This window comes from Massilia sp. 01N410, assembly GCF_056399665.1.
Genome location: NZ_JBFTRV010000026.1, coordinates 17,564 through 38,864, shown reverse-complemented (window position 1 = coordinate 38,864; position 21,301 = coordinate 17,564). Strand labels below are relative to the sequence as shown.

Here is a 21,301-nt window from a genome sequence, read left to right as displayed (position 1 = left end):
CATGGATGTTCGCTGGGGCAACAAGGGGTTTTTTCAGGGAAGCGCAGCACACTCGATCGCCTACCGTCCGGATATCGACGGATTGCGCGCCGTTGCCGTCGGGCTGGTGGTGCTGTTCCATGCCTGGCCCAAGTGGCTGCGTTCCGGCTTCATCGGCGTCGACATCTTCTTCGTCATCTCCGGCTTCCTGATCACCTCGATCATCCTGAAGGACCTGAGGCAGCGCGAATTCACGATCCGCGGCTTCTATGTGCGCCGGATCAGGCGCATTTTTCCGGCCCTCATCACCGTCGTGCTCGCGGTACTGGCCTTCGGCTGGTACGTCCTGTTGCAGCAGGAATTCGCCCAACTCGGCAAGCACGTGGCGGCGGCGGCCGGCTTCGTGTCCAACCTGGTGCTGTGGAGCGAGTCCGGTTACTGGGACAACGACTCCGTCACCAAGCCGCTGCTGCATCTGTGGTCGCTGGGCGTGGAGGAGCAGTTCTACCTGATATGGCCGGTCGCGCTGGCGCTGTGCTTCCGCGTCCGCTTCGGCATCCTGGCCTTCCTCGCGCTCACGCTCACCGGCTCCTTCCTGTACGGGCTCTACGCCACCTTCAACGATCCGGCGGCGGCCTATTTTTCTCCAGTGTCGCGCTTCTGGGAACTGGCCTGCGGCGGCCTGGTGGCCTATGCGATGACCAAGAAAAGCCCGCTGCTGCCGCGTCCCGGACTGGTGTCGGCGCTGGGCCTGGTGCTGCTGGTGCTGGGCGCGGTCCTGATCAAGGGGCAGGCCGACTTCCCCGGCGCCTGGGCGCTGCTGCCGGTGCTGGGCACCTGCGCGCTGATCGCCGCCGGCAACGTTTCCTTCATCAGCCGCCGCCTGCTCGGCAACAGGCTGATGGTGGCGGTCGGCCTGGTCAGCTATCCCTTCTATTTGTGGCACTGGCCCTTGCTGTCCTTCGGCTACATCATCGAAGGCGAGAAGCCCTCGGCGCTCCTGAAAGCGGTGCTGGTGCTGGCGGCGCTGGCGCTGGCCTTCCTGACTTACCACCTGGTCGAGCGGCCGGTGCAGAAGGCGCCGAACCGCCGCCGCGCGATCCAGGGACTGGTGGTGGCGATGGCCTGCTTCGGCGTGCTCGGGGGGATGGTGAAGGCGGGCCTGCTGCATGAGCGCATGCCGTCCACCGCGGTCGCCCGCTACATGGGCGCGCTGAACGATCTCGGCTTCCCGGATCCGGCGATGAAGCCGCTGCACTACAAGGGCTCGCTGTTCCAGCAACTGGTGGGGCAGGGCAAGGGGACCACGGTCCTGATCGGCGATTCGGTCATGGAGCAGTATGCGCCGCTGGTGTCGCAGGGCTTGCGCGAATCGCGCTTCGACCGCCACAACGTGATCTTTGCGACCCAGGGCGGCTGTCCGCCGATCGAAGGCGCGGTGCGCCTGCCGCGCCTGCGCTATCCGACCTGCACCCAGTCGGTCGAGAATGCCTACCGGCTGGCGGCATCGCCGGAGGTCGACACCGTGGTCATCGCGGCGTCGTGGTACGCTTATTTTGCCAATTGGCAAAACGATGTCCAGATGCCGGTCGAGGGCGTCCTGCGGACCTTCCCGGCCAAGCCCGCGCACCAGGTCGCCTACGCCACGCTGCACCGGTCGGTGGCGCGGCTGCGCGAAGCCGGCAAACGCGTCTACCTGATCCTGCAGCCGCCTTCCGGCGACATGTTCGATCCGCGCTCGATGATCACCGGCTCGCGCTTCGGCGAAATGAAGCCGCGCACGGACTTGGCGCCCTTCCGCGTCGACCGCTTCTACAGCGACAACGCCGAACCGCGCAATCGCCTGCTGCGGATCGCCCAGGACACCGGCGCGATCCCCATCGACCCGGTCGACACCATCTGCAGGAACGGCATCTGCCCGACCGTGAATGCCGCCGGCGAACCGATCTACACCGATCCGGTCCACATGCGGCCCTTCTACGTGCGCAGCAGGGTGCGCTACCTTGATCCGGCGCTGAACGGCACTGACGCAAGATCCCAGTTGTCGTTCCTGCCGTCGAGGTAGCTGACCGGCACCGCGGCCAGCTCCTCGTCCGTCAGTCCGTCCAGGCAGTGCACGCTGAGCGCCACGTAGGCGCCCCAGCGCGGCGAGCTTCCCTTGCCGAAGGGCCGCACGCCGCAGGTGGCGCAAAAGAAGTGCTGCTCGGTGCGCGTGTTGCAGCGGTACTCGGTCAGCGCCGCCTCGCCGCGCAGGAGGCGGAAGGCGTCCGCAGGCACGATCGCCGCCCAGTTGCCTTGCTTGGTGCACAGCGCGCAGTTGCAACGGATCGTGCCCCTGGACAGGTCGACCTCGGCCTCGAAGGCGACCGCGCCGCAATGGCAGCTGCCACGGTGGCTTGCGAGGCCGGCCATGCTCAGCGCGCCGCCGCCGACATCGGTTTCTCCACCAGCGGCAGCTCGATATAGCTGCTGTGGTAGATCCGCTGCGTCGCCTTTTTATAATCCTCCGGCCTGGCGAAGAAGATGTTGTCGACGAAGGTCTGGGGATTGCGGTCGTACAGCGGGAACCAGCTCGACTGCACCTGCACCATGATGCGGTGGCCGGGCAGGAAGACGTGGTTCGCGGTCGGCAGGTCGAAGCGGTAGGACAGCGGCTTGTTGGCGGCCAGGGCTTTCGGCTTGTCGTAGCCTTCGCGGTAGCGGCCGCGGAAGATGTCGCCCGAGATCATCAGCTGGTAGCCGCCCATCTGCGGCTGGCTGCCCACCTGGTCCGGATACACGTCGATCAGCTTCACCACCCAGTCCGAATCGGTGCCGCTGGTCGAGGCGACCAGGTTGGCGACCGGTTCGCCGCTGATCTTCACCGGCACCGTCAGCACGTCGGACACGAAGGTGGCGACGTCGGTGCGGCCCGAGGCTTCGCGCTGGTCGTCGACCATCCAGCGCGGCCAGGTCTGGCCCTTGGCTTCGTCGTAGCCGTAGGGCGGGATCGGGCGCTGGCGGAAGGGCACCGGTTTGGCCGGATCGGACACGTATTCGTCGTAGGCCTTCGCCTCGGGCGCACCGCCCAGCACCGCCTTCTGGTTCGCCGCCAGGCGCAGCGGGACCGGCTTGATCGCGCAGGCGCCGGCTTCGGGACAGCCGCTCGGCCAGGAGGCGAGGGTGCGCCACTTGTTGGTGCCGGTTTCGAACGCCGTGACGGCCGGGATCGGGGGCGTATTGGTGTCGCCTTTCAGGTAGCGGTCGAGGAAGGGCTTGAGCACTTCCTGGCGCCAGTACAGCGCGGTGTCCGTGCCGAATTTGAGCGCGCCCAGGCTGCTGCCGTCGCCGATCGCGCCGCCGTGGTTCCATGGGCCCAGCGTCAGGTGCACCAGGCCGTTCGTGTCCTTCGGCTTGATCGCCTTGTAGACGGCCACCGGACCGTAGATGTCCTCGGCATCCCACAGGCTGTGCACCAGCAGGGTCGGCACCGTGACCGGCTGCGCGGCCAGGATCTTGTCCATCGCCTGCTGCTGCCAGAAGCTGTCGTAGGCCGGGTGCTGCGAGAGCTTGCGCCAGAAGCCGCTCTGTTCCAGGCCGCGTTCGCGCGCCAGGGCGCCGGCCGAACCGGCGCGCATGTACATGTCGTAGTCGTCGTAGTTCGAGACGTACCATTTTGCGGCATTGCCGCGGGTGACCACCTGCTCCAGGATGTAGGAAAGATTAATCTGGCGGAACGCGCCGTGGTGGAACCAGTCGTCGCCCATCCAGCCGTCGACCATCGGGTTCATCGGCACCGCGGCCTTCAGCGCCGGATGCGGATTCACCAAGGCCATCAGGGGCAGGAAGCCGTCGTAGGAGATGCCGATGATGCCGACCCGGCCATTGGTCTCGGGGATGTTCTTGACCAGCCAGTCGATGGTGTCGTAGGTGTCCGTCGAGTGGTCGACCGGGGTCGGGTTCAGCGGGCCATGCAGGGGGCGGTTCATCACGTAGTCGCCTTCCGAGCCGTACTTGCCGCGCACGTCCTGCACCACGCGGATGTAGCCGCCCTGGACGATCACGTCGGCGGCGTTGTCGTAGCCGCTCAGGATCGATTCCATGTCCGAGCTTTCGGCATGGTTGGTCAGGCTCGACGCGTCGTAGGGCGTGCGGGTCAGCAGGATGGGGGCATTCTTCGCGCCCTTGGGCACGATGATGACGGTGTTCAGCCGCGTGCCGTCGCGCATCGGGATCATCACGCTGCGCTTGACGTAGTTGAAGCCGGCGGTCGGGGCTACGAATTCGGCCGGTGTTTCCGAGGGCAGGGCGGGGTATTGCGGGGCCGGCGGCGTCGGCGTCGGCGCTGCCGTCTGGGCCTGGGCGAGGCCGGCGAGGGCAAGCGCGCAGGCGAGCGCGTACCTGCGTGCGACCGTGGTGCTTGGTGACTTCATGGGCGTCCTTGTTCTGGTCTTGTCGTGGGGCGAAGTAGCGCCGCCGCTACGTTAGCACAAGGAAGCAGGGGCGGGATCAGCCGTGCGTGAAGCGCTCGAACAGGAGGGTGCCCTGGCGCCGCGTGGCCGGGCCGTCGAGATGGTCCCACCAGCCGAGCGGGAAGGTCATCTTGCGGTCGGCCATGGCGACCAGGTCGTCGAAGCCGCGCTGGCTCTCGCTCACGGTGATGATGCGGGCGTCGAGGTCGGCGGCGATGTCGAGGCAGATGTCGCCATGATGGTCGCGCCAGGGCTGGGTACCGCCTGACGGGTCGCCGCGCCAGGCGCGGATGCGGCTGATCGCGTCCCAGGGCACGACCAGGCCGCGCACCGCGAAGCAGGTGTCGGAGACCAGGATCGCCGGCGCGGACGGGGTCCTCAGCCAGCCCGGCCGGCGCCGCAGCCGGGTTTCGATGGCGTCGAGGAAGGCTTTCATGGTGCTTCCTTCGATGCGTCCTTCAGTCGGCGGAGCGGTGGGTGCCGCTGCGGTCGACCAGCAGCTGGCCGCGCTCGGCGTTGCGCTTGTCCGTGCCGGCCAGGTTGACGGCAGCGCTGCCGGGGCCGCGCACCTGGATGTCGCTCTGGCCGACGTTCAGGCGGCGGCCTGCGAGGCTGCCGGAACCGTTGATCCGGGCGCTCAACTGGTCCACGCTGCCGTCGATGCGGGCGTCGCCGGGACCGTCCATGCGCAGCAGCAAGCGCTTGCCGGACATGCTGGCGGTCAGCTCGCCGGAGCCCCGCAGTTCGGCGTCCAGGGTGTCGGAGACGTTCTGCAGCCTGACGCCGCCCGGGCCGCGGCTGCGCACGATGGCCTTGCGCACCTTCAGGCTCTCGCCGTTCAGGTCGCCCGAACCGCTCAGCTCCAGCGTCAGGTCGCCGATGTCGCCGGCCAGCTGGGCATTCCCGGGGCCGCCCATGCGCAGCTGGCCGGTGGCCGCCTGCAGGCCGCGTGCCGTCAGGTCGCCCGAACCGTGGATTTCGGCGTCGAACTTGCGGATGTTGCCGGCGATGCAGGCATTGCCCGGACCGCGCTGCACGCTGCGCGCGCCTTCGACCAGCAGGTCGCAGCCTTCGAAGTCGCCCGAACCGCTGCTTTCCAGTTCCAGCGAGCGGCTGCTGCCGGACAGTTTGAGGTCGCCGGGGCCGCGCATGCTGGCCGACACCCGCGCAACCCGCAGGCCGTCGGCGGTGAGGTCGCCCGAGCCGCTCATCTGGGCCGCCAGCTCGTTGGCGATGCCGGCCAGGTGGACGTCGCCGGGGCCGTGCATGTTGACGTCGGCATCGGCAAGCTTCATGCGGCGCAGGTCGAGGTCGCCGCTGCCGCTGCTTTCCAGCACCAGCTGGCGCACCGCGCCGCTCGCGTGCAGGTCGCCGGGGCCGTTGCTGACCAGGGTGAAGCGGTCGCCGCCCGCCTGGGCCAGTTCGACGTCGCCGCTGCCGTTCATGCGCAGGCTCTTCAGTCCGGCGGCGCCGATGGCGACGGTGGTCTGGTCGCGGCGCTTGCGGCTGCCGAAGCTGAAGCTGAAACCGGAGCGCTCGACCGGACGCACCACCAGGGTGTCGCCGCGCACCGCGACTTCCATGCCGTCGAGGTCCTTGCGCTCGCCCGAGACCTGCACCGCCTGGCGCGCCTGGGCATCGATCACGACGCGGTAGGGGCCGGACAGCTCGATCGCGCTGAAGGCGCCGACCTGGCGCTGCTCGGTGACGATGCCGTAGGGCTGCGCCTGCGCTCGCGCGCTTTGCTCTCTCGCCGGCTGGGCGAAGCTGGCGTGGCTGGCGACGGCGCCGCAGGCGGCGACGAGGGCGATGGCGAGGGCGATGCGCTTGGGGACGGTCTTCATGATCTCGTTCTTGTGGAAGGGTGGACGGTGTCCGGAGCCTGAACGATATGGCAAGCTTGTCCTGTCTGCATGCGAAAAACGACAGACGCGCAAAAACGCGGCACCAACTGCAAAAGACGGGGGCTGGACGGGGTATATTATTCCCATGTCCACGCTCACCGTCCGCAAGCCGAACCTCGACCTGTCCTCGGGCTTTCCGCGCCACTGGATGGGCGGCGACGTCTATCGCACCGCCTTCATGAATGCGCTGTCGATGAGTTTTCCGCTTGGCGAGCAGATGTTCATCGACAGCGTGCGCGCGGCGCCGCCGGAGGCCATCCTCGATCCGCTCCTCCGCGCCGACGTGAAGGACTTCGTCGGCCAGGAGGCCAGCCACCGTTTCATGCACCAGCAGTTCAATGCCGAACTGGCGCGCCAGGGCTTCGATTACACGCTCGAGCCCAGGATGAAGTGGAAGGTGGAGCGGATCCGCCGGCTGCCGGTGCAGGACCGCCTGGCCATCACCTGCGCGCTGGAGCACTACACGGCGATGCTGGCGGATTACGTGCTGCGCCACCCCGAATGGCTGCAAGGCGCCGAGCCGCGCCTGCGCACGCTGTGGAGCTGGCACGCCGCCGAGGAACTGGAACACAAGGCGGTCGCCTTCGACGTCTACCGGGCGGCCGGCGGCGGCTACTGGAAGCGGGCGATCTGGTACCTCCATGTGAGCCTGGCGTTCTGGCTGGACACCAACTGGCAGACCGTCCACAACCTGCGGCGCGACCGCGCCGTCTGGCGCCCGGGCACCTGGACCAGCGCGGCGCGCGCCTGGTTCGGCTGGCGCGGCATGGCCTGGAGCCTCATGACGCCTGGGCTGGGCTATCTGTCGCCGCGATTCCACCCCTGGCGCCACGACAATCGGGCCCTGCTGCGGACGTGGCTCGAGAGCAACGAAGACAGCGTCCGTGCGATCGGCCGCACCCGGGCCTGAAATCCGCTTGCGCGCTCCCCGTGGCCGGATCCGGGTGCGGGTGTCATAATGGATGGCTAGTGCAAGGAGACTATCTGTGATTCGCTATCTGGGCACACGCAAGAATGCGGAAGGTGCCTCCGTCTATGTATTTCTCGTCAACGGCATGGAGAAGGAAGTGCGCGAGCACGCCCTCAAGCAGCATCCCGGCTGCTACGACGCCCTGCCGGCGTCGGTGAAGGCGAAGATCGCCGCCAACCGCGCATGGCTGTCGAAGCTCTGACCCCGTTGCGGGCGGCGCTGCTGTCGCTGTTCCTGATCGCCGCGGCCGGCGCGGCCTGCGCGCAAGCCCAGGACAAGCAGCCGTCCACCTTCGGTACGGTGATCGGCGGTGCGCTGCTGTGCCACGACCAGATCGACAACAAGTATTTCCATTCCTGGCTCAGCACCCATTTCGGCGCGCCCTACAAGCACGAGGGCGGGGCCTACTGGTTCCGCACCGGCGAGGCCACCTTGTGGGGCGCCCCGGTCACCGAGGTGATGGTCAGCGACGACACCAGCGAGCTGGCCTTCCTGGCCGCGGTGGCCGAGGTGCCGCCGGACGAACTGGAACAGTCGATCCGGCGCGTGTCCGGCGTGCCCTATCCGGCGGCGGATGCTTCGCCCTATCCTTTGCGCATATCCGCCCCCGGCAGCACGATCGCTTACTACAATACCAAAAGCAAAATATACTGCGCGAAGTTCAAACCGCTGCCGCGGCACTAGTATGTACACCACCTACTTCAATCTGACGCAACAGCCGTTCTCGATCGCGCCGGACCCGCGCTACCTCTTCATGAGCGAGCGCCATCGCGAGGCCCTGGCCCACCTGCTGTACGGGATCGGCAGCGGCGGCGGCTTCGTCCTGCTCACCGGAGAAATTGGCGCCGGCAAGACCACGGTCTGCCGCTGCTTCATCGAGCAGGTTCCCGACAACTGCCGCCTGGCCTATATCTTCAACCCGAAGCTGACGGTCGAGGAACTGCTGCTGACGATCTGCGACGAGTTCCGCATCGAGCTGCCGCCCGCATCGGGCGGGGCACTCGGCGTGAAGGCTTATGTCGACGCCATCAACGGCTACCTGCTGGACAGCCATGCCCAGGGCCACAACAACGTGCTGGTGATCGACGAGGCCCAGAACCTCTCGCCCCAGGTGCTGGAACAGCTGCGCCTGCTGACCAACCTGGAAACCAGCGAGCGCAAGCTGCTGCAGATCATCCTGATCGGCCAGCCCGAGCTGCGCACCATGCTGGCCCAGCCCGAGCTGGAGCAGCTGGCCCAGCGCGTGATCGCGCGCTACCACCTGGGCCCGCTGTCCGCATCCGAGACCGGCGCCTACATCGCCCACCGCCTGACGGTGGCGGGGGCGCATCCGGGCAACCCGATCCCGGCCTCGCTGGCGCCGCTGATCCACCGTCTCACGCACGGGGTGCCGCGCCGGATCAACCTGCTGTGCGACCGCGCGCTGCTCGGCGCCTATGTCGAGAACAGCCGCGAAGTGACGCCGAAAATCCTGCGCCGCGCCGCCCAGGAAGTATTTGCAGGTGAAGAACGGGCGCCGCGCGCACCCATGCGCTGGCCGCTGGTGGCGGGCGGGGTGCTGGCCGGCGCCGCGATCAGCGCCGCGGCCTGGCAGGCTGTGCCGCATAATCCCGCGCCGCCCGCACCATCCGCGCTTGCGGCCGCACCAAAGGCTCAGCCTTCGGCCAGACCGAAGGCTCCGGCGAATGCGGGGGCGCTGCCTGCCGCTGCACAGGCGCCCGCGAAACCCCTGCTGCTGGCGACCCAGACCGAAGCCCTGCGCGAACTCGGCACCCTGTGGGGCCAGCAACTGCCGACCGACACACCTTGCCAGGGCGCGCCGAAGCTGAACCTGCGCTGCTACCAGGGGCGCGGCGGCCTCTACGAGCTGCGCCTGCTCGACCGTCCGGCCATCGTCGCCCTGCATGACGGCCAGAAGCTGGGCTATGCGGTATTGAGCTCGATGGATGCCGACAGCGCCACCCTGAGCGTCAACGGCCAGCGCCAGAAGGTCAGCCTGGGCGCACTGGCGACCCGTTTCGACGGCGAATACACGACCTTGTGGAAAGTGCCGCGCGCCTTCCGCGACGAAGTCCATCCCGGCGACACCGGCCCGGACGTCGACTGGATCGCCGCCCGCCTGGCGGAACTGAACCAGCTGACGGCGCCGCGTACCGAGCAGCCGCTCGACGAGCCGACGCGCCGCCTGCTGCGCGCTTTCCAGTCGAAGCAGAACCTGAAGGCGGACGGCGTGGCCGGGCCGCGCACCTATATGCGCCTGAACCAGTTGAGCGGGGTCGACGAGCCACGCTTGCTCGCGAGCAACGGAACGGGAAAATAATATGTCCTATATCCTCGAAGCCCTGAAGAAGGCCCAGGCCGAACGCCAGTTGGGTAACGCGCCCACCATCCACGCGCCGCAGCCGGTGCAGGCCGCCCAGCCGGGCCTTTCCGCCAGCCGCAGGCCGCTGTTCATCGGCCTGGGCGCGGGCGTACTGGTGGTGGCGCTCGGCGGGCTGTTCATCTGGCAGCGCGGTGCCGGACCGGCGGCGCCGGCGGCCACGCCTGCTGTGTCTGCCGTTGCAGTGCCAGCCGCAGTGCCAGCCGCGGTACCGCCGCCGGTGGCCTCCCCCCAGGGCGTTGCGCCGTCGGTGGCTGCGGGTGCCGCTTCGAACACGCTGGTGGTGAGCGCACCGCCGGCGCCGGCGCCGCGCACTGTGCACGTGGCCGAAGCGCCCGCGCGTCCCGCGCCAGCCGTCGCCGCCGGCAGGGCAGGGGCCGATGCGCCGCCGGCCGTCGCGCCGGCACGCGCAGCGACGCCGGCCACTGGACCCGCACTTGCGGCGACGCCCGCCGCCGCACCGCGCGCCGCGGCAGCCGCGCCCGTACCTGCGCCGGTGCCGGAAGACAGCTATCCCTACCTGCACCAGTTGCCCGACATCATCCAGCGCGACATCCCGCGCGTGACATTCGGCGGCTATATGTACTCGGCCAATCCGGCGGATCGCCTGCTGATTGTCGACAAGGCGCTGCGCCACGAAGGCGAGGAAGTCGCGCCGGGGCTGCTGCTGGAAAGGCTGTTGCCGAAGGCGGCCGTGATGAATTTCCGGGGGATCCGCTATCGTGTCGCTTATTGAGGTGCGGCTGGCCGCCGGCCAGGTGCTGGGCGTGATCGGCTGGTCCGGCAGCGGCAAGACCACGCTGCTGGAATACCTGGTGGGCCGACTGGCCGCCGAAGGCCTGCGCGTCAACGTCATCAAGCACAGCCACCACGACATCGTGCTCGAGCCGCCGCACAAGGACAGCGCCCGCCTGCGCCAGGCCGGCGCCGGCGAGGTCATGATCGCCTCTCCCTACCGATTCGCGATCATGCACGAGCTGCGCGGCGCACCGGAGCCATCGCTGGAAGAGCAGCTGGCGCGCCTGGCGCCGGCCGACCTGACCCTGGTCGAAGGCTATAAATGGGCGGCAATCCCGAAGCTCGAGGTGTATCGCCCCGAACTCGGACGTGCGCCGCTGTACCCGGACGATGCGCAGATAGCCGCGGTGGCGTCCGACGTCCCGGCGCCGCCCGGCCTCGCTGCCGGTGTCGACTGGCTCGATCTGAACGAGCCGGCCACGGTATTGCGCTGGATTCAACGGCGCATCGCGGCCGCACGCTAAAGTTCTGGCCGGTCCTGCCGTTAAACCAGGATAACGCGCAGTAGGACCACACAGAGGAGATCGTCATGGACGTCATGGGTATTGCCAAGCTCGCCACCAGCATCGCCGATACCGGCACCCGTCAGGATGTCAGCATGGCCGTGCTGAAAAAGGCCCAGGACATCCAGGCCTCGACCGCCACCCAGCTGCTGGACGCGGTGCAGGCCGCCGCGCCGGCGCAGAACCTGCCGGCGCACTTGGGCAAGAACGTCAACACCACCGCCTGAATCCTTGCCGGCACGGCGCCGGCAAAAACAAGCCGGGCGCGTCAACAGGATCGCCGTCTGGCACGTTACTCAATCCACGTACCCGGCGCGAGGGCAGGCCGCATAATGACCCGCTCTTGCCGCCACCATCGCTGCCCGCGCGCAGCCGCACAAGGCCGTCCCCGCCGGCGTACGGATTCCGAAGGAGATCCCTATCCATGAATAAACGTCAAGCACTCGTTGCTGCCGCGCTCGCGAGCGTGTGCGCCGCCAACGCGTCGGCCAGCGGCCAGATGGACATGCAAGCCAAGGGCGAGCAGGAAAAATGCTACGGCGTGGCCAAGGCCGGCCAGAACGATTGCGGCACCGCCACCCATGGCTGCGCCGGCCAGGCGGCGGTCGACAAGGATCCGGCCGAATGGCGTTCCGTGCCCAAGGGCAGCTGCGAGAAGTCGGGCGGCAGGCTGAACCCGCCGCAACAGGGCAAACAGGGTAAATAAGCCGTGGACGAGGCGCGTCCGGCGCGTGGCGTCGGCATCGGCCTGCGCGCACCGCACTACCGCCAGTGGCTGGAGCAGCGCCCGGCGGCCGGATGGCTGGAAGTCCATACCGAAAACTACCTGGCCCGCTCGGGCTGGGACTGGCATGTACTGCAAGCGCTGCGGCGCGATTATCCGCTCAGCCTGCACGGCGTCGGGCTGGGGCTCGGCTCGGCGCAGGGTTTCTGCGAACAACATCTGCAACGCGTGCGCGAGCTGGCCGCGGCCATCGAACCGGCACTCGTCTCCGAACACCTGAGCTGGGGCGCACTGCGCGACCGCCAGCTGAACGACCTGCTGCCGCTCCGCCTGGACTGCGCCGTCCTCGACCTGGTCGCCGCCCGCGTCGAACGCGTGCAGGAAGTGCTGAAGCGCCGCATCCTGGTCGAAAACGTCTCGACCTACCTGCGCTTTGCGGGCGACGCGATGAGCGAAGCGGAATTCCTGGCCGCCCTGGCGCGCCGCACCGGCTGCGGCATCCTGCTCGACGTGAACAATCTTTACGTCAACCAGTGCAACCACGGCGAGGACGCGCTGGCGGCCCTGGATGTGTTTTCCAGCCTTGCGCCGCCGGGGGCGGTCGGCGAACTCCATCTGGGCGGCCACCTGGTCGCCGGACACGCCGTCATCGACCACCATGGTGACCGTGTGGCGCCGCCGGTGTGGGCGCTGTACCGCGAGGCGCTGGCGCGCTTCGGCGCCGTGCCGGCCCTGATCGAGTGGGACACGGACGTGCCGGCGCTCGAGGTGCTGCTGGAAGAGGCGGCGATGGCCGGGCGCATTGCCGCCGAGGTGACGCAGGCCATCAGGCCAGTGTCCACCGGGGCATTATCGTATCCGGTTTCTGTACAGCCATCCGACGTCGAGGCGCTGGCCGAGCTGCAGCAGGCCTTCGGCGCCGCCTTGCTTGATGCCGCCCGGCTGCCGCTGCTGGCGCCCCGGCTCAAGGGCGACCCGGCGCGCCTGGGCATCTACCGCGGCAATCTCTTTAGCGCCTGGCGCCGCGCGCTGGCATCCGCCTATCCGCTGCTGCGCAAGGTGCTGGGAGAAGACGATTTCGACGCCCTGGCGCGCGCCTATGGACGAGCCTACCCGGCCCGCGATCCGGACCTGAACCGTTTCGGCGCGGAACTGGCGGACTTCATCGGACGTGATGGCGAGCGGCCCTGGCTGCCCGATCTTGCGCGCCTCGAATGGTCGGTGCACGAATCCTGGTATGCCTCCGATGCTTCATTGCCGGCCGAGGGCGCGCCGCTGTCCGTGCTGCCGACCCTGAGCCCACAGCAGTTCGAAGCCAGCCGCGCCATCCTGCATCCCTCGCTGCGCCTGCAGGCGGCGGAGTGGGCGACGGCCGCCTTCTGGCTGGCGGGAGACGCCGTCGGCGAGCCGCAGCGCCGGCCCGGCCACGCCGCGATCCTGCGTGCGCGCTGGCAGGTGGCCGTGCGCGAGACCGATGCGGCGGAATACGCGGCACTGTTGCGGCTGGCAAACGGAGAAAGTTTCGGCGCCGCCTTCGATGCGGCCTTCGACCTGGACGAGGATGCGCCGATCGCAACCTGGCTGGACGGCTGGCTGAAGAGCGGGCTGGTGACGGGGATCGTGCGGGTGGAGGACTTCGGGGAGGCCGGCCCGCCCTCGGCGTGAGGCAGGGCCGGCGCGGGCGCTGGGCCCGCGGGTGCTTCAGTGGTAGTGGAAGGCGCGCAGGATGCGCTCTTCGCCGGTCTGGTCGTGATGCAGTTCGTTGGCGGCCCGGGTTGCTTCGATCATCCGGGACAGCTGTTCCTCCTCGAAGCGGGCCAACTCTTCGTTGGCTGCGTTCAGCGCCATAGCCAGCTTGGCGCGTGCGCTTTGGTACACCAGACCGGTGTAGTGATCGGTGTTCTTGAGCAGTTCTTCCGCGTTTTCGATGACGAGACGCAGGTCGCCGATGAGCCTCTGCTGCGTCATTGAGCTGGGGTCTGGGGTTTCCATCTTCCTCACCTTTTGCCGTAGTACGTCTTCAATATAGAGAAGGAGGACTGCCCAAGTTTGTCAGCGCGCAAACGTCACCCCTACAGCCGGGGACGGCTAATCCGGTGGGCCCGGCAAGCGCGCCCGGCGGGACGCACCATTTTTTTGTGAGCGAAGCGGAACTTTTTTAGCGGACGGTGATCCGAACATCGCCCACGCTCACGACCTGGCCGGCACGGATCTTGGCAGTCTTGCGCAGTTCCTTCTTGCCGTCGACCGACACCACGCCGCTGGCGACCATGTTCTTGCCGGCACCGCCACTATCGACGAAGCCGACGATCTTCAGCAGTTGGTTGAGTTCGATGAACTCCGATGTCAGTTCAAAAGTTGTTGTTTGCATTCTATCCTCGGTTAAAAATCGGCGTCGTACTGTTGAGGCCGACAAAGACCTCGGTAATGCTTGTCCGCCTCAGCCCGGATGCGGCCGCGTCATCTCGATCGGCACGATCCACTGATCGAACTGCGCCTCGTCGACGAAGCCGGACTGTAGCGCCGCCTGGCGCAGGGTCAGGCCTTCGTGCTGGGCGGTCTTGGCGATCTGCGCGGCGCGATCATACCCGATATGCGGGGCCAGGGCGGTCACCAGCATCAGCGATTGCTCCATCAGCTCGCCGATGCGCTTGCGGTTCGGCTCGATGCCCTGGGCGCAATGCTCGTCGAAGGAACGCATGCCGTCGGCCAGCAGGCGTGCGCTCTGCAGGAAGTTATGGGCGATCATCGGCTTAAACACGTTCAGCTCGAAATTGCCCTGCGAGCCGCCGATGGTGAGGGCGACGTCGTTGCCGAACACTTGGCAGCACAGCATCGTCATCGCCTCGCACTGGGTCGGATTGACCTTGCCCGGCATGATCGAACTGCCCGGCTCGTTCTCGGGAATCGTGATCTCGCCCAGGCCGGAGCGCGGGCCGGACGCCATCCAGCGCACGTCGTTGGCGATCTTCATCAGGGCCGTCGCCAGCGTCTTGAAGGCGCCGTGCGCGAGCACCATCGCGTCGTGGCCGGCCAGGGCCATGAACTTGTTCGGTGCGCTCTTGAATTGCAAACCGGTACGCGAAGAAATTTCAGCCGCGATGCGGTTCGCGAATTCCGGATGCGCGTTCAGCCCGGTGCCGACCGCGGTGCCGCCGGCCGCCAGCTGCAGCAGGCCGGGCAGGGTGTTCTTGATCGCGTGCTCGGCAAATTCCAGCTGGGCGACGTAGCCGGAGAATTCCTGGCCCAGGGTCAGCGGGGTCGCGTCCTGCAGGTGGGTGCGGCCGATCTTGACGATGTCGGCGAAGTCGCGCGCCTTCACTTCGAGCGTGCCGCGCAGCCTGGACAGTGCCGGCAGCACGTCCTTGGCGACGGCGATGGCGGCGGCGACGTGCATCGCGGTCGGGAACATGTCGTTCGAGGACTGGCCCATGTTCACATGGTCGTTCGGATGCAGCAATCTGGCTTCGCCGCGTTCGCCGCCCATCAGTTCGGAGGCGCGGTTGGCCAGCACCTCGTTCATGTTCATATTGCTCTGCGTGCCGGAACCGGTCTGCCAGACGGACAGCGGGAATTCGCCCGGGTGGCGGCCTTCGAGCACCTCGTCGGCGGCGCGCATGATGGCATCGGCTTTGTCCGGCGGCAGTTTGCCGAGCGAGCGGTTGACGGCGGCGGCGGCGCGCTTGACCTGGGCCAGCGCGGCGACCAGCTCCGGCGCCATCTTTTCCGTCGAAATATGGAAGTGGTGCAGAGAGCGCTGGGTCTGCGCGCCCCACAGTTGACCACCGGGCACCTCGATCGGCCCGAAGCTGTCCTTTTCGATCCTGTTTTCCATAGACATGTCCTGACTTTTTGTTAGTAGGGAAGCACGGTTAAAGAGTGTACCGCAACGGCCGTTAATGACGCTGAGGCTTCACTTTTTTTCACGTCCATGCGCCACTGCTCCCGCCGTCTCCTGACCACGCTTGTCCTGCTGTCCGCCCTCGGTTCCGCCCGCGCGGCCGAACTGGGCGAGGCTCGCGTGTCGTCCCACATCGGGCAGCCGCTGGTGGCCGATATCGAGTTGACCATGATCGACGATCCGTCGGCGGCCGTGTCCGTGCGCCTGGCCAGTCCCGAGGTCTACAACGGCGCCGGCATCGCCATGCCGCCGGTGCTGGCGAGCGCCACTATGTCGGTGATGCGGCGCAACGGCCGCCAGTTCCTGCACGTGACGACCTTGCGCCAGGTCGACAGCGAGCACCTGCACCTCTACCTGGAGCTGGTCGACAAGGGGCAGAGGACGGTGCGTCTTGCCACCTTGTGGCTGACACCGGATCCGAATCCGGCGCCCGCACCCGCACCGGGGCCGGTCCCCGTTCCGGCCCCGGTCCCGGCTGCGGTGACGCATACGGAACCGGCGCCGAAGGCCGCGCCGGTGGCGGTTTCCCTGCCTCCGCGCAAAGCCGTCACCGTGCGCAAGCCCGAGCCGGCCGCCGATGCAGAACCGAAAGCATCTGCGCCGAAGCCATTGCCGCTGCCCAGCCACGCGCGCCAGGCCGCCGCGCCGGCCATCTGCGCGCAGCAAGCCGAGCAGGCCAGCGTCTGCGCCGCCCTCGACGGCAAGAACGCCGAACTGAAAAAACAGATCGGTGTGCTGGAAGGCAAAGTGAAATCCTTGCAGGCGAGCCTGGGCGCGACGGCGCCTGCCGCATCCGCCGCCGCATCTGCCCCCGCGCCCGCCCCGGTACTCGAGCTCGCGCAAAAACCGGCCGGTCCCAAGCCGATCAGCGCGATCAAGCCCCTGGTGCCGCGCAAGCCCAAGACCCCGCCGCCCGAACCGGAATCCGGTCTGCCGTGGAGCTGGATCGGCGGCGCGGCGGCGCTGCTGCTGGCGTCGGGCGCCGCTTTGCTGCTGCGCCGGCGTAAGCGGACGGTACGCAATGTCGACATCCCGGCCGCACCGCGCCTGATCGAACGGCTGCGCCAGCGCATCGGCGCGCGCAGTGCGCCGGCGGCGAAGGCGGCGCCGGAACCGGCGCCGGAAGCGGTCGAGCCGACTTTCGAATAGGCGCACACAAACTCGTCTACACAAGCTCGAAATTTGCGTTATACTGGCTCGCATGTGATCTTCTTGACCACAAAAACGGCTCAGGATCTGGCGCAGCCACCACCGATAGCGTGGCGCGGAAACCAGATGATCGTTGAAGAAACGCCTGTACCCGGAAGCGGTTTGCCTGTCTACAGTGGCAGGTGAACGCCGGATGCAACCGGCAAGAGGCGACGCCAGGAGATACCTGGTGCTCGCACTCCCCAATTCCTGAAAACCCGCTCGGATCTTCCGCAGCGGGTTTTTTCTTGCCCTCATTTTCTTGCCTGCACATGCCTGCGCGCAAGGCGACGGCTGAGTTTCCCCGCTTGGCTTAGGATGTCATGGTTGGCAAGGAGACTCCATGAACGATGCATCCCCGGACCCCGCCCTGCGCGGCGATATATTTTCCGAACATTGTCCTTCGCGCGACATACTCAAGCACGTGACCAGCCGCTGGGGCGTCCTGCTGCTGGTGGCGCTGGGCGACGGCGCCCAGCGTTTCGGCGAGCTGCGCCGCAGGGTCGGCGGCATCAGCGAGAAGATGCTGGCCCAGACCCTGGTATGGCTGGAACAGGACGGCTTCGTCCAGCGCATCGTCCACACGGCGGCCGCGCCGCGCGTCGAATATCGCTTGACGCCGCTGGGGGAAGAGATCAGCGGCAAGCTGGGTGAGCTGGCCGAATGGATCGAGGGGAATATTGCGGGAATCCTGGCGGCGCAGGGTAGGGCGGCCGCGACGGCGCAAGGGGCCTGAGACCGGGATCAGGAAGAGGGCAGGGGTTTGCGGAAGTACACCACCCGCTCGGTTTCCTCGAAGCCCAGCGCGGCGTGCATGGCATGGCTGACCACGTTGTCCAGTGGCGCATCCGATGCGAGTTCGCGGCATCCCCGTTCCCTGGCCCATGCGGCCACGGCGGCAACCAGCAGTCTGCCGACGCCCTGGCGGCGGTACGCCGGCGCCACGTAAATACCTTCGAGAAAAGCCACCGGCGAGCTATCCGTCCCGTTGACATAGTCCGTGCGCAGCGAGGCTTCGACGAAACCGGCGGCCTGGCCGTCCGCTCCGCAAGCCAGAAACTGGGCGTATTTGTCCGGAAGATCGAGGGCGGACTGCATCTCGGCCAGGTGCTCGTCCCTGGGGCAGTCCGGCCACAGCGCCTGCCGGAAGTCCAGCCAGCCGTCCTGTCCGGTGGCGCTGCAGGGAAGGATGGAAAAAAACCCCTGAGACGTCGCCATCGCAGGGGTTGTGCTTTTTTCCGGAAATGCCGGCCAGGCAGGATTCAGTGAGCGCTCATGGCCCGCTCGAGCTGTCCATGCCAGGGCTCGGTCACGTCGCGCACAGCGCGGTCGTTGGCCATGATCTGCTTGAGCAGGTCGATCTTGCGCAGGCGCTGGGCGCCTTCGAGTGCCGGAACGCCCGACTTGGTGGCGCTTGCCTGCAGGGCGCACTGGGTTTCCAGGCGGGCCAGGCCGTCGAAGTCGCCGTCGCGGGCCGCTGCCGCCATGCGGCCGCTGAGGGCGGCGATGTTTTCGTACATGGCGAGGACTTCGTTGGACGTCATGGTGCACCAAAAGCAATTTTTCCGGCCGGATTGCCGGGTATCTAAGACCTTAACGGCTCCGCTTTAGGGAACTTTAGGGTTTTCGAAAGATTTTTTTAAAAATTTTTCGACATCAAGATCATGCCCGTTTCCGGCAGACTGTGGCGCACGAAGGAAAGGGGCAGAATGCGACCTGCTCCCCGGATCGTGCAATCCAGCGCGGCTTTTTGCAGTCTGTCGCAATCCTGTCATCCTTGCCATTTCTCTTGCCTATAGTGCAGGGTGGATCGGTGCGCCACAGCAGCGCCGACGATAACAAGATGAGAGAGAGGGAGAAAAGTCCATGAGACGATTCCAGGCGTTCGGCGCTACCGCGCTGGCCATTGCCGCCATTGGTGCCCATGCTGAGGCACCATTTTCTTTTGATAAGACACCGGGCAAGCTGCCCAAGGATGTCGTTCCGGTCGAATACATCGCCCACCTGGCGCCGGACATCGAGGCCAATACCTTCAGCGGCACCGAAGGCATCGAGATCGACGTCCTCAAACCGACCTCGACCATCATGCTGAACGCCGCCGCCCTGGAGATCGAGAGCGCGGCCCTGTCGGGCAAGGGCATGAAGCAGCTCAAGCTGACGCCGGTGCTGGACGACAAGCAGGAAACCCTCAGCTTCACCCTTCCGCATGAACTCGCGCCGGGGCGCTACCGCCTGGACCTGGCCTTCCGCGGCAAGATCAATCGGGAAGGGCGCGGCCTGTTCTATGTGAATTACCAGGCCGGCAAGGCCGACAAGAAGCTGATCGCCACCACGATGGAGCCGACCGACGCCCGGCGCATGCTGCCGACCTGGGACGAGCCCGCCTTTCGCGCGAAATTCCGCCTGTCGGTCGACCTGCCGGCGGGCCTGAAGGCCTATTCGAATACCCCGGTCGACAAGCAGGCCAAGCTTGCCGGCGGCAAGCAGCGCATCAGCTTCAAGCCGACCCCGAAGATGCCGAGCTACCTGGTGGTGCTGGCGGCCGGCGAGTTCGAGCGCATCAGTGCCAGGCAGGACGGGGTCGAGATCGGCGTCGTCACCACCGAGGGCAAGAAGGACAAGGGCGCATTCGCGCTGAGCGCCAGCCGCGACCTGCTTCACTTCTATAACAATTACTTCGGCGTGCCGTATCCGCTGGCCAAGCTCGACCAGATTGCGATCCCGAACGGTTTCAATGGCGCGATGGAGAATTGGGGCGGCATCGTCTACAACGAGAACACCCTGCTGTACGACCCGAAGACCAGCCCCGAGAGCGTCAAGCAGGGCACATTCTCGGTCAACGCCCACGAGATGGCCCACCAGTGGTTCGGCAACCTGGTGACCATGGCCTGGTGGGACAATCTGTGGCTGAACGAGGGCTTCGCCTCCTGGATGGCGTCCAAGGCCACCGAGCATTTCCACCCTGAGTGGCGGCCCTACCTGGCCAACATCGGCGACCGCGAGCGCGTCATGAACCTCGACTCGCGCAAGACCACCCATCCGATCCAGACCCCGGTCGAGACCGAAGCCCAGGCCGCCGACGCCTTCGACGACATCACCTACGAGAAGGGCCAGGCCTTCCTGCGCATGCTCGAGGCGTATCTCGGCGAAGACGCCTTCCGCAAGGGCATCCGCGCCTACATGGCGAAGCACCAGTACTCGAACACGACGTCAAGCGACCTGTGGGCGGCGCTGGAGCAGGCGTCCGGCAAGCCGGTCGGCAAGCTGGCCTCGGACTGGACCACCCAGCCGGGCTTCCCGCTCATCAAGGTCGAGCAGGTCTGCGAGGACGGCAAGCGCAAGGTGAGCCTCAGCCAGCAGCAGTTCCGCCTCGACGAGCCGGCCACCGAAAACCGGCTGTGGAACGTGCCCGTGCAGGTCGGTACCGTGAACGGCAAGGCCATGTATACCCTGCTGTCCGGCGCCAGCACCCGCCTGATGCTGCCGGGCTGCGAAGGCGCGCTGGTGGTGGATCCGCACAGCGTCGGCTACTTCCGCATCCAGTACGACCGTCCCAGCTTCGACGCCCTGGCCGGCCAGGCCGCGCACCTGCCGGACGCCACCCGCCTGAAGCTCCTGAACGACACCTGGACCCAGGTCACGGCCGGCAGCGTGCCGCTCGAGGCATACCTGAAGCTGGCCGGCCAACTGGCCGACGAGCCGCGCCTGGCGGTCTGGGAGGCTATCGCTGCCAACCTGAACTTCCTGGATGCGCTGGCGCGCGGCGAGCCGGAACGGCCGCTGGTCCGCCGCTTCATCATCGGCTTTGCAAAACCGAAGCTGGCGAAACTGGGCTGGGACGAAAAGCCGGGCGAAACCGCCGAAGACGCCCAGCTGCGCGCCCTGCTGGCCGGCGTCCTGGCCCGCGCCGGCGACGAGGAGGCGATCACCCAGGCCCGCAGCCGCTTCCAGCGCTGGCTGAAGGAACCCGCCGCGGTCAGCCCGGCGATGATCGGCTTCGTCACCTCGGCCGCCGGCCGCTACGCCGACGCCGCCACCTTCGACGCCATCGCCGGGCGCCTGGCCGCGAGCCAGAACAACGAGGAGCGCTCGCGCTTGACCGGGGCGCTGATCCAGGTCCAGGATTCGGCCCTGGCCGACAAGGTGCTGCAGATGTCGCTGGCGCCGTCGACGCCGCCGACCATGGTCGCCCGCATCGTGCTGGGCGTGGGCCGCGAACACCTCGACCAGGCCTGGAACTTCGCCGTCGCCAACCGCGAGCCGTTGATGAAAACCCAGGATGCGCTGAACCGCTACCGGGTGTTCCCGGGCATCGTCACCGCGTCCTCGAGCGTCCAGGACGCCCAGCGCATGGAAGACTACGTTCGCCAGAACTTCGAGGCCGACGCGCAGGTCGAAGCGCAGCGGGTCGCCAATGGCGTGCGCGTGCGCGCGGCCCAGAAGGCGCGCCTGCTGCCACAGGTGCGCGAGGCGCTGAAATGAACCCCAGGTACTACAATAAGC

The 21,301-nt window shown here is 67.3% G+C and carries 22 protein-coding genes; 13 read left to right on the top strand and 9 right to left on the bottom strand.

Annotation, left to right across the window (positions count from 1 at the left end):
• Nucleotide 1 precedes the first annotated feature (1 nt).
• Complete coding sequence (locus AC1DOP_RS24750; RefSeq protein WP_477253911.1) at nt 2-2,044, top strand: acyltransferase family protein; 2,043 nt, start codon at nt 2-4, stop codon at nt 2,042-2,044.
• Here AC1DOP_RS24750 and AC1DOP_RS24745 read toward each other — a convergent pair.
• The 4 genes from AC1DOP_RS24745 to AC1DOP_RS24730 form a co-directional block, all read right to left on the bottom strand.
• On the bottom strand, nt 1,978-2,391 hold the full coding sequence (locus tag AC1DOP_RS24745; protein ID WP_442124584.1) for a GFA family protein: 414 nt from the start codon (nt 2,389-2,391) through the stop codon (nt 1,978-1,980). The two genes, AC1DOP_RS24750 and AC1DOP_RS24745, sit on opposite strands and share 67 nt — an antisense overlap.
• A gap of 2 nt (nt 2,392-2,393) precedes the next feature.
• Entirely contained in the window at nt 2,394-4,391 is a 1,998-nt protein-coding gene (locus AC1DOP_RS24740; protein ID WP_477253909.1) for a CocE/NonD family hydrolase, read from the bottom strand.
• Between the two features lie 76 nt (nt 4,392-4,467).
• Entirely contained in the window at nt 4,468-4,866 is a 399-nt protein-coding gene (locus AC1DOP_RS24735; protein WP_442124582.1) for a hypothetical protein, read from the bottom strand.
• A gap of 22 nt (nt 4,867-4,888) precedes the next feature.
• Nucleotides 4,889-6,274, bottom strand: coding sequence for a GIN domain-containing protein (locus AC1DOP_RS24730; protein ID WP_477253907.1), 1,386 nt, complete (start codon nt 6,272-6,274; stop codon nt 4,889-4,891).
• A gap of 145 nt (nt 6,275-6,419) precedes the next feature.
• Here AC1DOP_RS24730 and AC1DOP_RS24725 point away from each other — a divergent pair, with 145 nt between their 5' ends.
• From AC1DOP_RS24725 to bufB, 9 genes are all read left to right on the top strand, one after another.
• On the top strand, nt 6,420-7,244 hold the full coding sequence (locus AC1DOP_RS24725) for a metal-dependent hydrolase (RefSeq protein WP_442124580.1): 825 nt from the start codon (nt 6,420-6,422) through the stop codon (nt 7,242-7,244).
• Nucleotides 7,245-7,320: 76 nt separating this feature from the next.
• Nucleotides 7,321-7,506 (top strand): hypothetical protein, encoded by a 186-nt coding sequence (locus AC1DOP_RS24720; RefSeq protein WP_442124579.1) that lies wholly within the window; start codon nt 7,321-7,323, stop codon nt 7,504-7,506.
• Nucleotides 7,488-7,988 carry a hypothetical protein gene (locus AC1DOP_RS24715; protein ID WP_442124578.1) on the top strand — a complete coding sequence of 167 codons (501 nt, stop codon included), beginning with the start codon at nt 7,488-7,490 and terminating at the stop codon, nt 7,986-7,988. Before AC1DOP_RS24720 ends, AC1DOP_RS24715 begins: the two co-directional genes overlap by 19 nt.
• Before the next feature lies 1 nt (nt 7,989).
• Nucleotides 7,990-9,624, top strand: a complete 1,635-nt coding sequence (locus AC1DOP_RS24710; RefSeq protein WP_442124577.1) for an ExeA family protein — start codon at nt 7,990-7,992, stop codon at nt 9,622-9,624.
• A gap of 1 nt (nt 9,625) precedes the next feature.
• Nucleotides 9,626-10,420 carry a general secretion pathway protein GspB gene (locus AC1DOP_RS24705; RefSeq protein ID WP_477253903.1) on the top strand — a complete coding sequence of 265 codons (795 nt, stop codon included), beginning with the start codon at nt 9,626-9,628 and terminating at the stop codon, nt 10,418-10,420.
• Nucleotides 10,416-10,946: a molybdopterin-guanine dinucleotide biosynthesis protein B gene (gene mobB / locus AC1DOP_RS24700; protein ID WP_442123697.1), complete on the top strand. Its 531-nt coding sequence runs from the start codon at nt 10,416-10,418 to the stop codon at nt 10,944-10,946. The genes AC1DOP_RS24705 and mobB overlap by 5 nt, the downstream gene beginning before the upstream one ends.
• A 65-nt stretch (nt 10,947-11,011) precedes the next feature.
• A complete protein-coding gene (locus tag AC1DOP_RS24695) occupies nt 11,012-11,212 on the top strand; it encodes a YjfB family protein (protein ID WP_442123626.1) in 201 nt (66 codons plus the stop codon).
• A 197-nt stretch (nt 11,213-11,409) separates the two neighbouring features.
• Nucleotides 11,410-11,691 carry a BufA1 family periplasmic bufferin-type metallophore gene (locus tag AC1DOP_RS24690; RefSeq protein ID WP_477253901.1) on the top strand — a complete coding sequence of 94 codons (282 nt, stop codon included), beginning with the start codon at nt 11,410-11,412 and terminating at the stop codon, nt 11,689-11,691.
• A 3-nt stretch (nt 11,692-11,694) separates the two neighbouring features.
• Nucleotides 11,695-13,374, top strand: coding sequence for an MNIO family bufferin maturase (gene bufB / locus AC1DOP_RS24685; protein WP_477253899.1), 1,680 nt, complete (start codon nt 11,695-11,697; stop codon nt 13,372-13,374).
• 36 nt (nt 13,375-13,410) lie between these two features.
• Here the strand turns inward: bufB and AC1DOP_RS24680 are convergent, their stop codons facing one another.
• From AC1DOP_RS24680 to fumC, 3 genes are all read right to left on the bottom strand, one after another.
• Nucleotides 13,411-13,701, bottom strand: coding sequence for a DUF883 family protein (locus AC1DOP_RS24680; RefSeq protein ID WP_442123629.1), 291 nt, complete (start codon nt 13,699-13,701; stop codon nt 13,411-13,413).
• Nucleotides 13,702-13,867: 166 nt separating this feature from the next.
• Nucleotides 13,868-14,080, bottom strand: coding sequence for an RNA-binding S4 domain-containing protein (locus tag AC1DOP_RS24675; protein WP_477253897.1), 213 nt, complete (start codon nt 14,078-14,080; stop codon nt 13,868-13,870).
• Between the two features lie 69 nt (nt 14,081-14,149).
• The gene (gene fumC / locus AC1DOP_RS24670; protein WP_477253895.1) at nt 14,150-15,544 is read right to left on the bottom strand and encodes a class II fumarate hydratase; all 1,395 of its coding nucleotides are present in this window, start codon (nt 15,542-15,544) and stop codon (nt 14,150-14,152) included.
• A gap of 96 nt (nt 15,545-15,640) precedes the next feature.
• Here fumC and AC1DOP_RS24665 point away from each other — a divergent pair, with 96 nt between their 5' ends.
• Nucleotides 15,641-16,759 carry a type IV pilus assembly protein FimV gene (locus AC1DOP_RS24665; RefSeq protein ID WP_477253893.1) on the top strand — a complete coding sequence of 373 codons (1,119 nt, stop codon included), beginning with the start codon at nt 15,641-15,643 and terminating at the stop codon, nt 16,757-16,759.
• Between the two features lie 382 nt (nt 16,760-17,141).
• A complete protein-coding gene (locus tag AC1DOP_RS24660) occupies nt 17,142-17,534 on the top strand; it encodes a winged helix-turn-helix transcriptional regulator (protein WP_442123633.1) in 393 nt (130 codons plus the stop codon).
• A gap of 8 nt (nt 17,535-17,542) precedes the next feature.
• Here AC1DOP_RS24660 and aac(6') read toward each other — a convergent pair whose 3' ends face one another.
• Both aac(6') and AC1DOP_RS24650 read right to left on the bottom strand, forming a co-directional pair.
• Complete coding sequence (gene aac(6') / locus AC1DOP_RS24655; protein WP_442123634.1) at nt 17,543-18,016, bottom strand: aminoglycoside 6'-N-acetyltransferase; 474 nt, start codon at nt 18,014-18,016, stop codon at nt 17,543-17,545.
• Between the two features lie 44 nt (nt 18,017-18,060).
• Nucleotides 18,061-18,342: a flagellar protein FliT gene (locus AC1DOP_RS24650; protein ID WP_442123635.1), complete on the bottom strand. Its 282-nt coding sequence runs from the start codon at nt 18,340-18,342 to the stop codon at nt 18,061-18,063.
• A gap of 322 nt (nt 18,343-18,664) precedes the next feature.
• On the opposite strand from AC1DOP_RS24650, the gene AC1DOP_RS24645 reads away from it, so the two are divergent.
• Nucleotides 18,665-21,280, top strand: coding sequence for a M1 family metallopeptidase (locus tag AC1DOP_RS24645; RefSeq protein ID WP_442123636.1), 2,616 nt, complete (start codon nt 18,665-18,667; stop codon nt 21,278-21,280).
• The last annotated feature ends 21 nt before the right edge of the window (nt 21,281-21,301 follow it).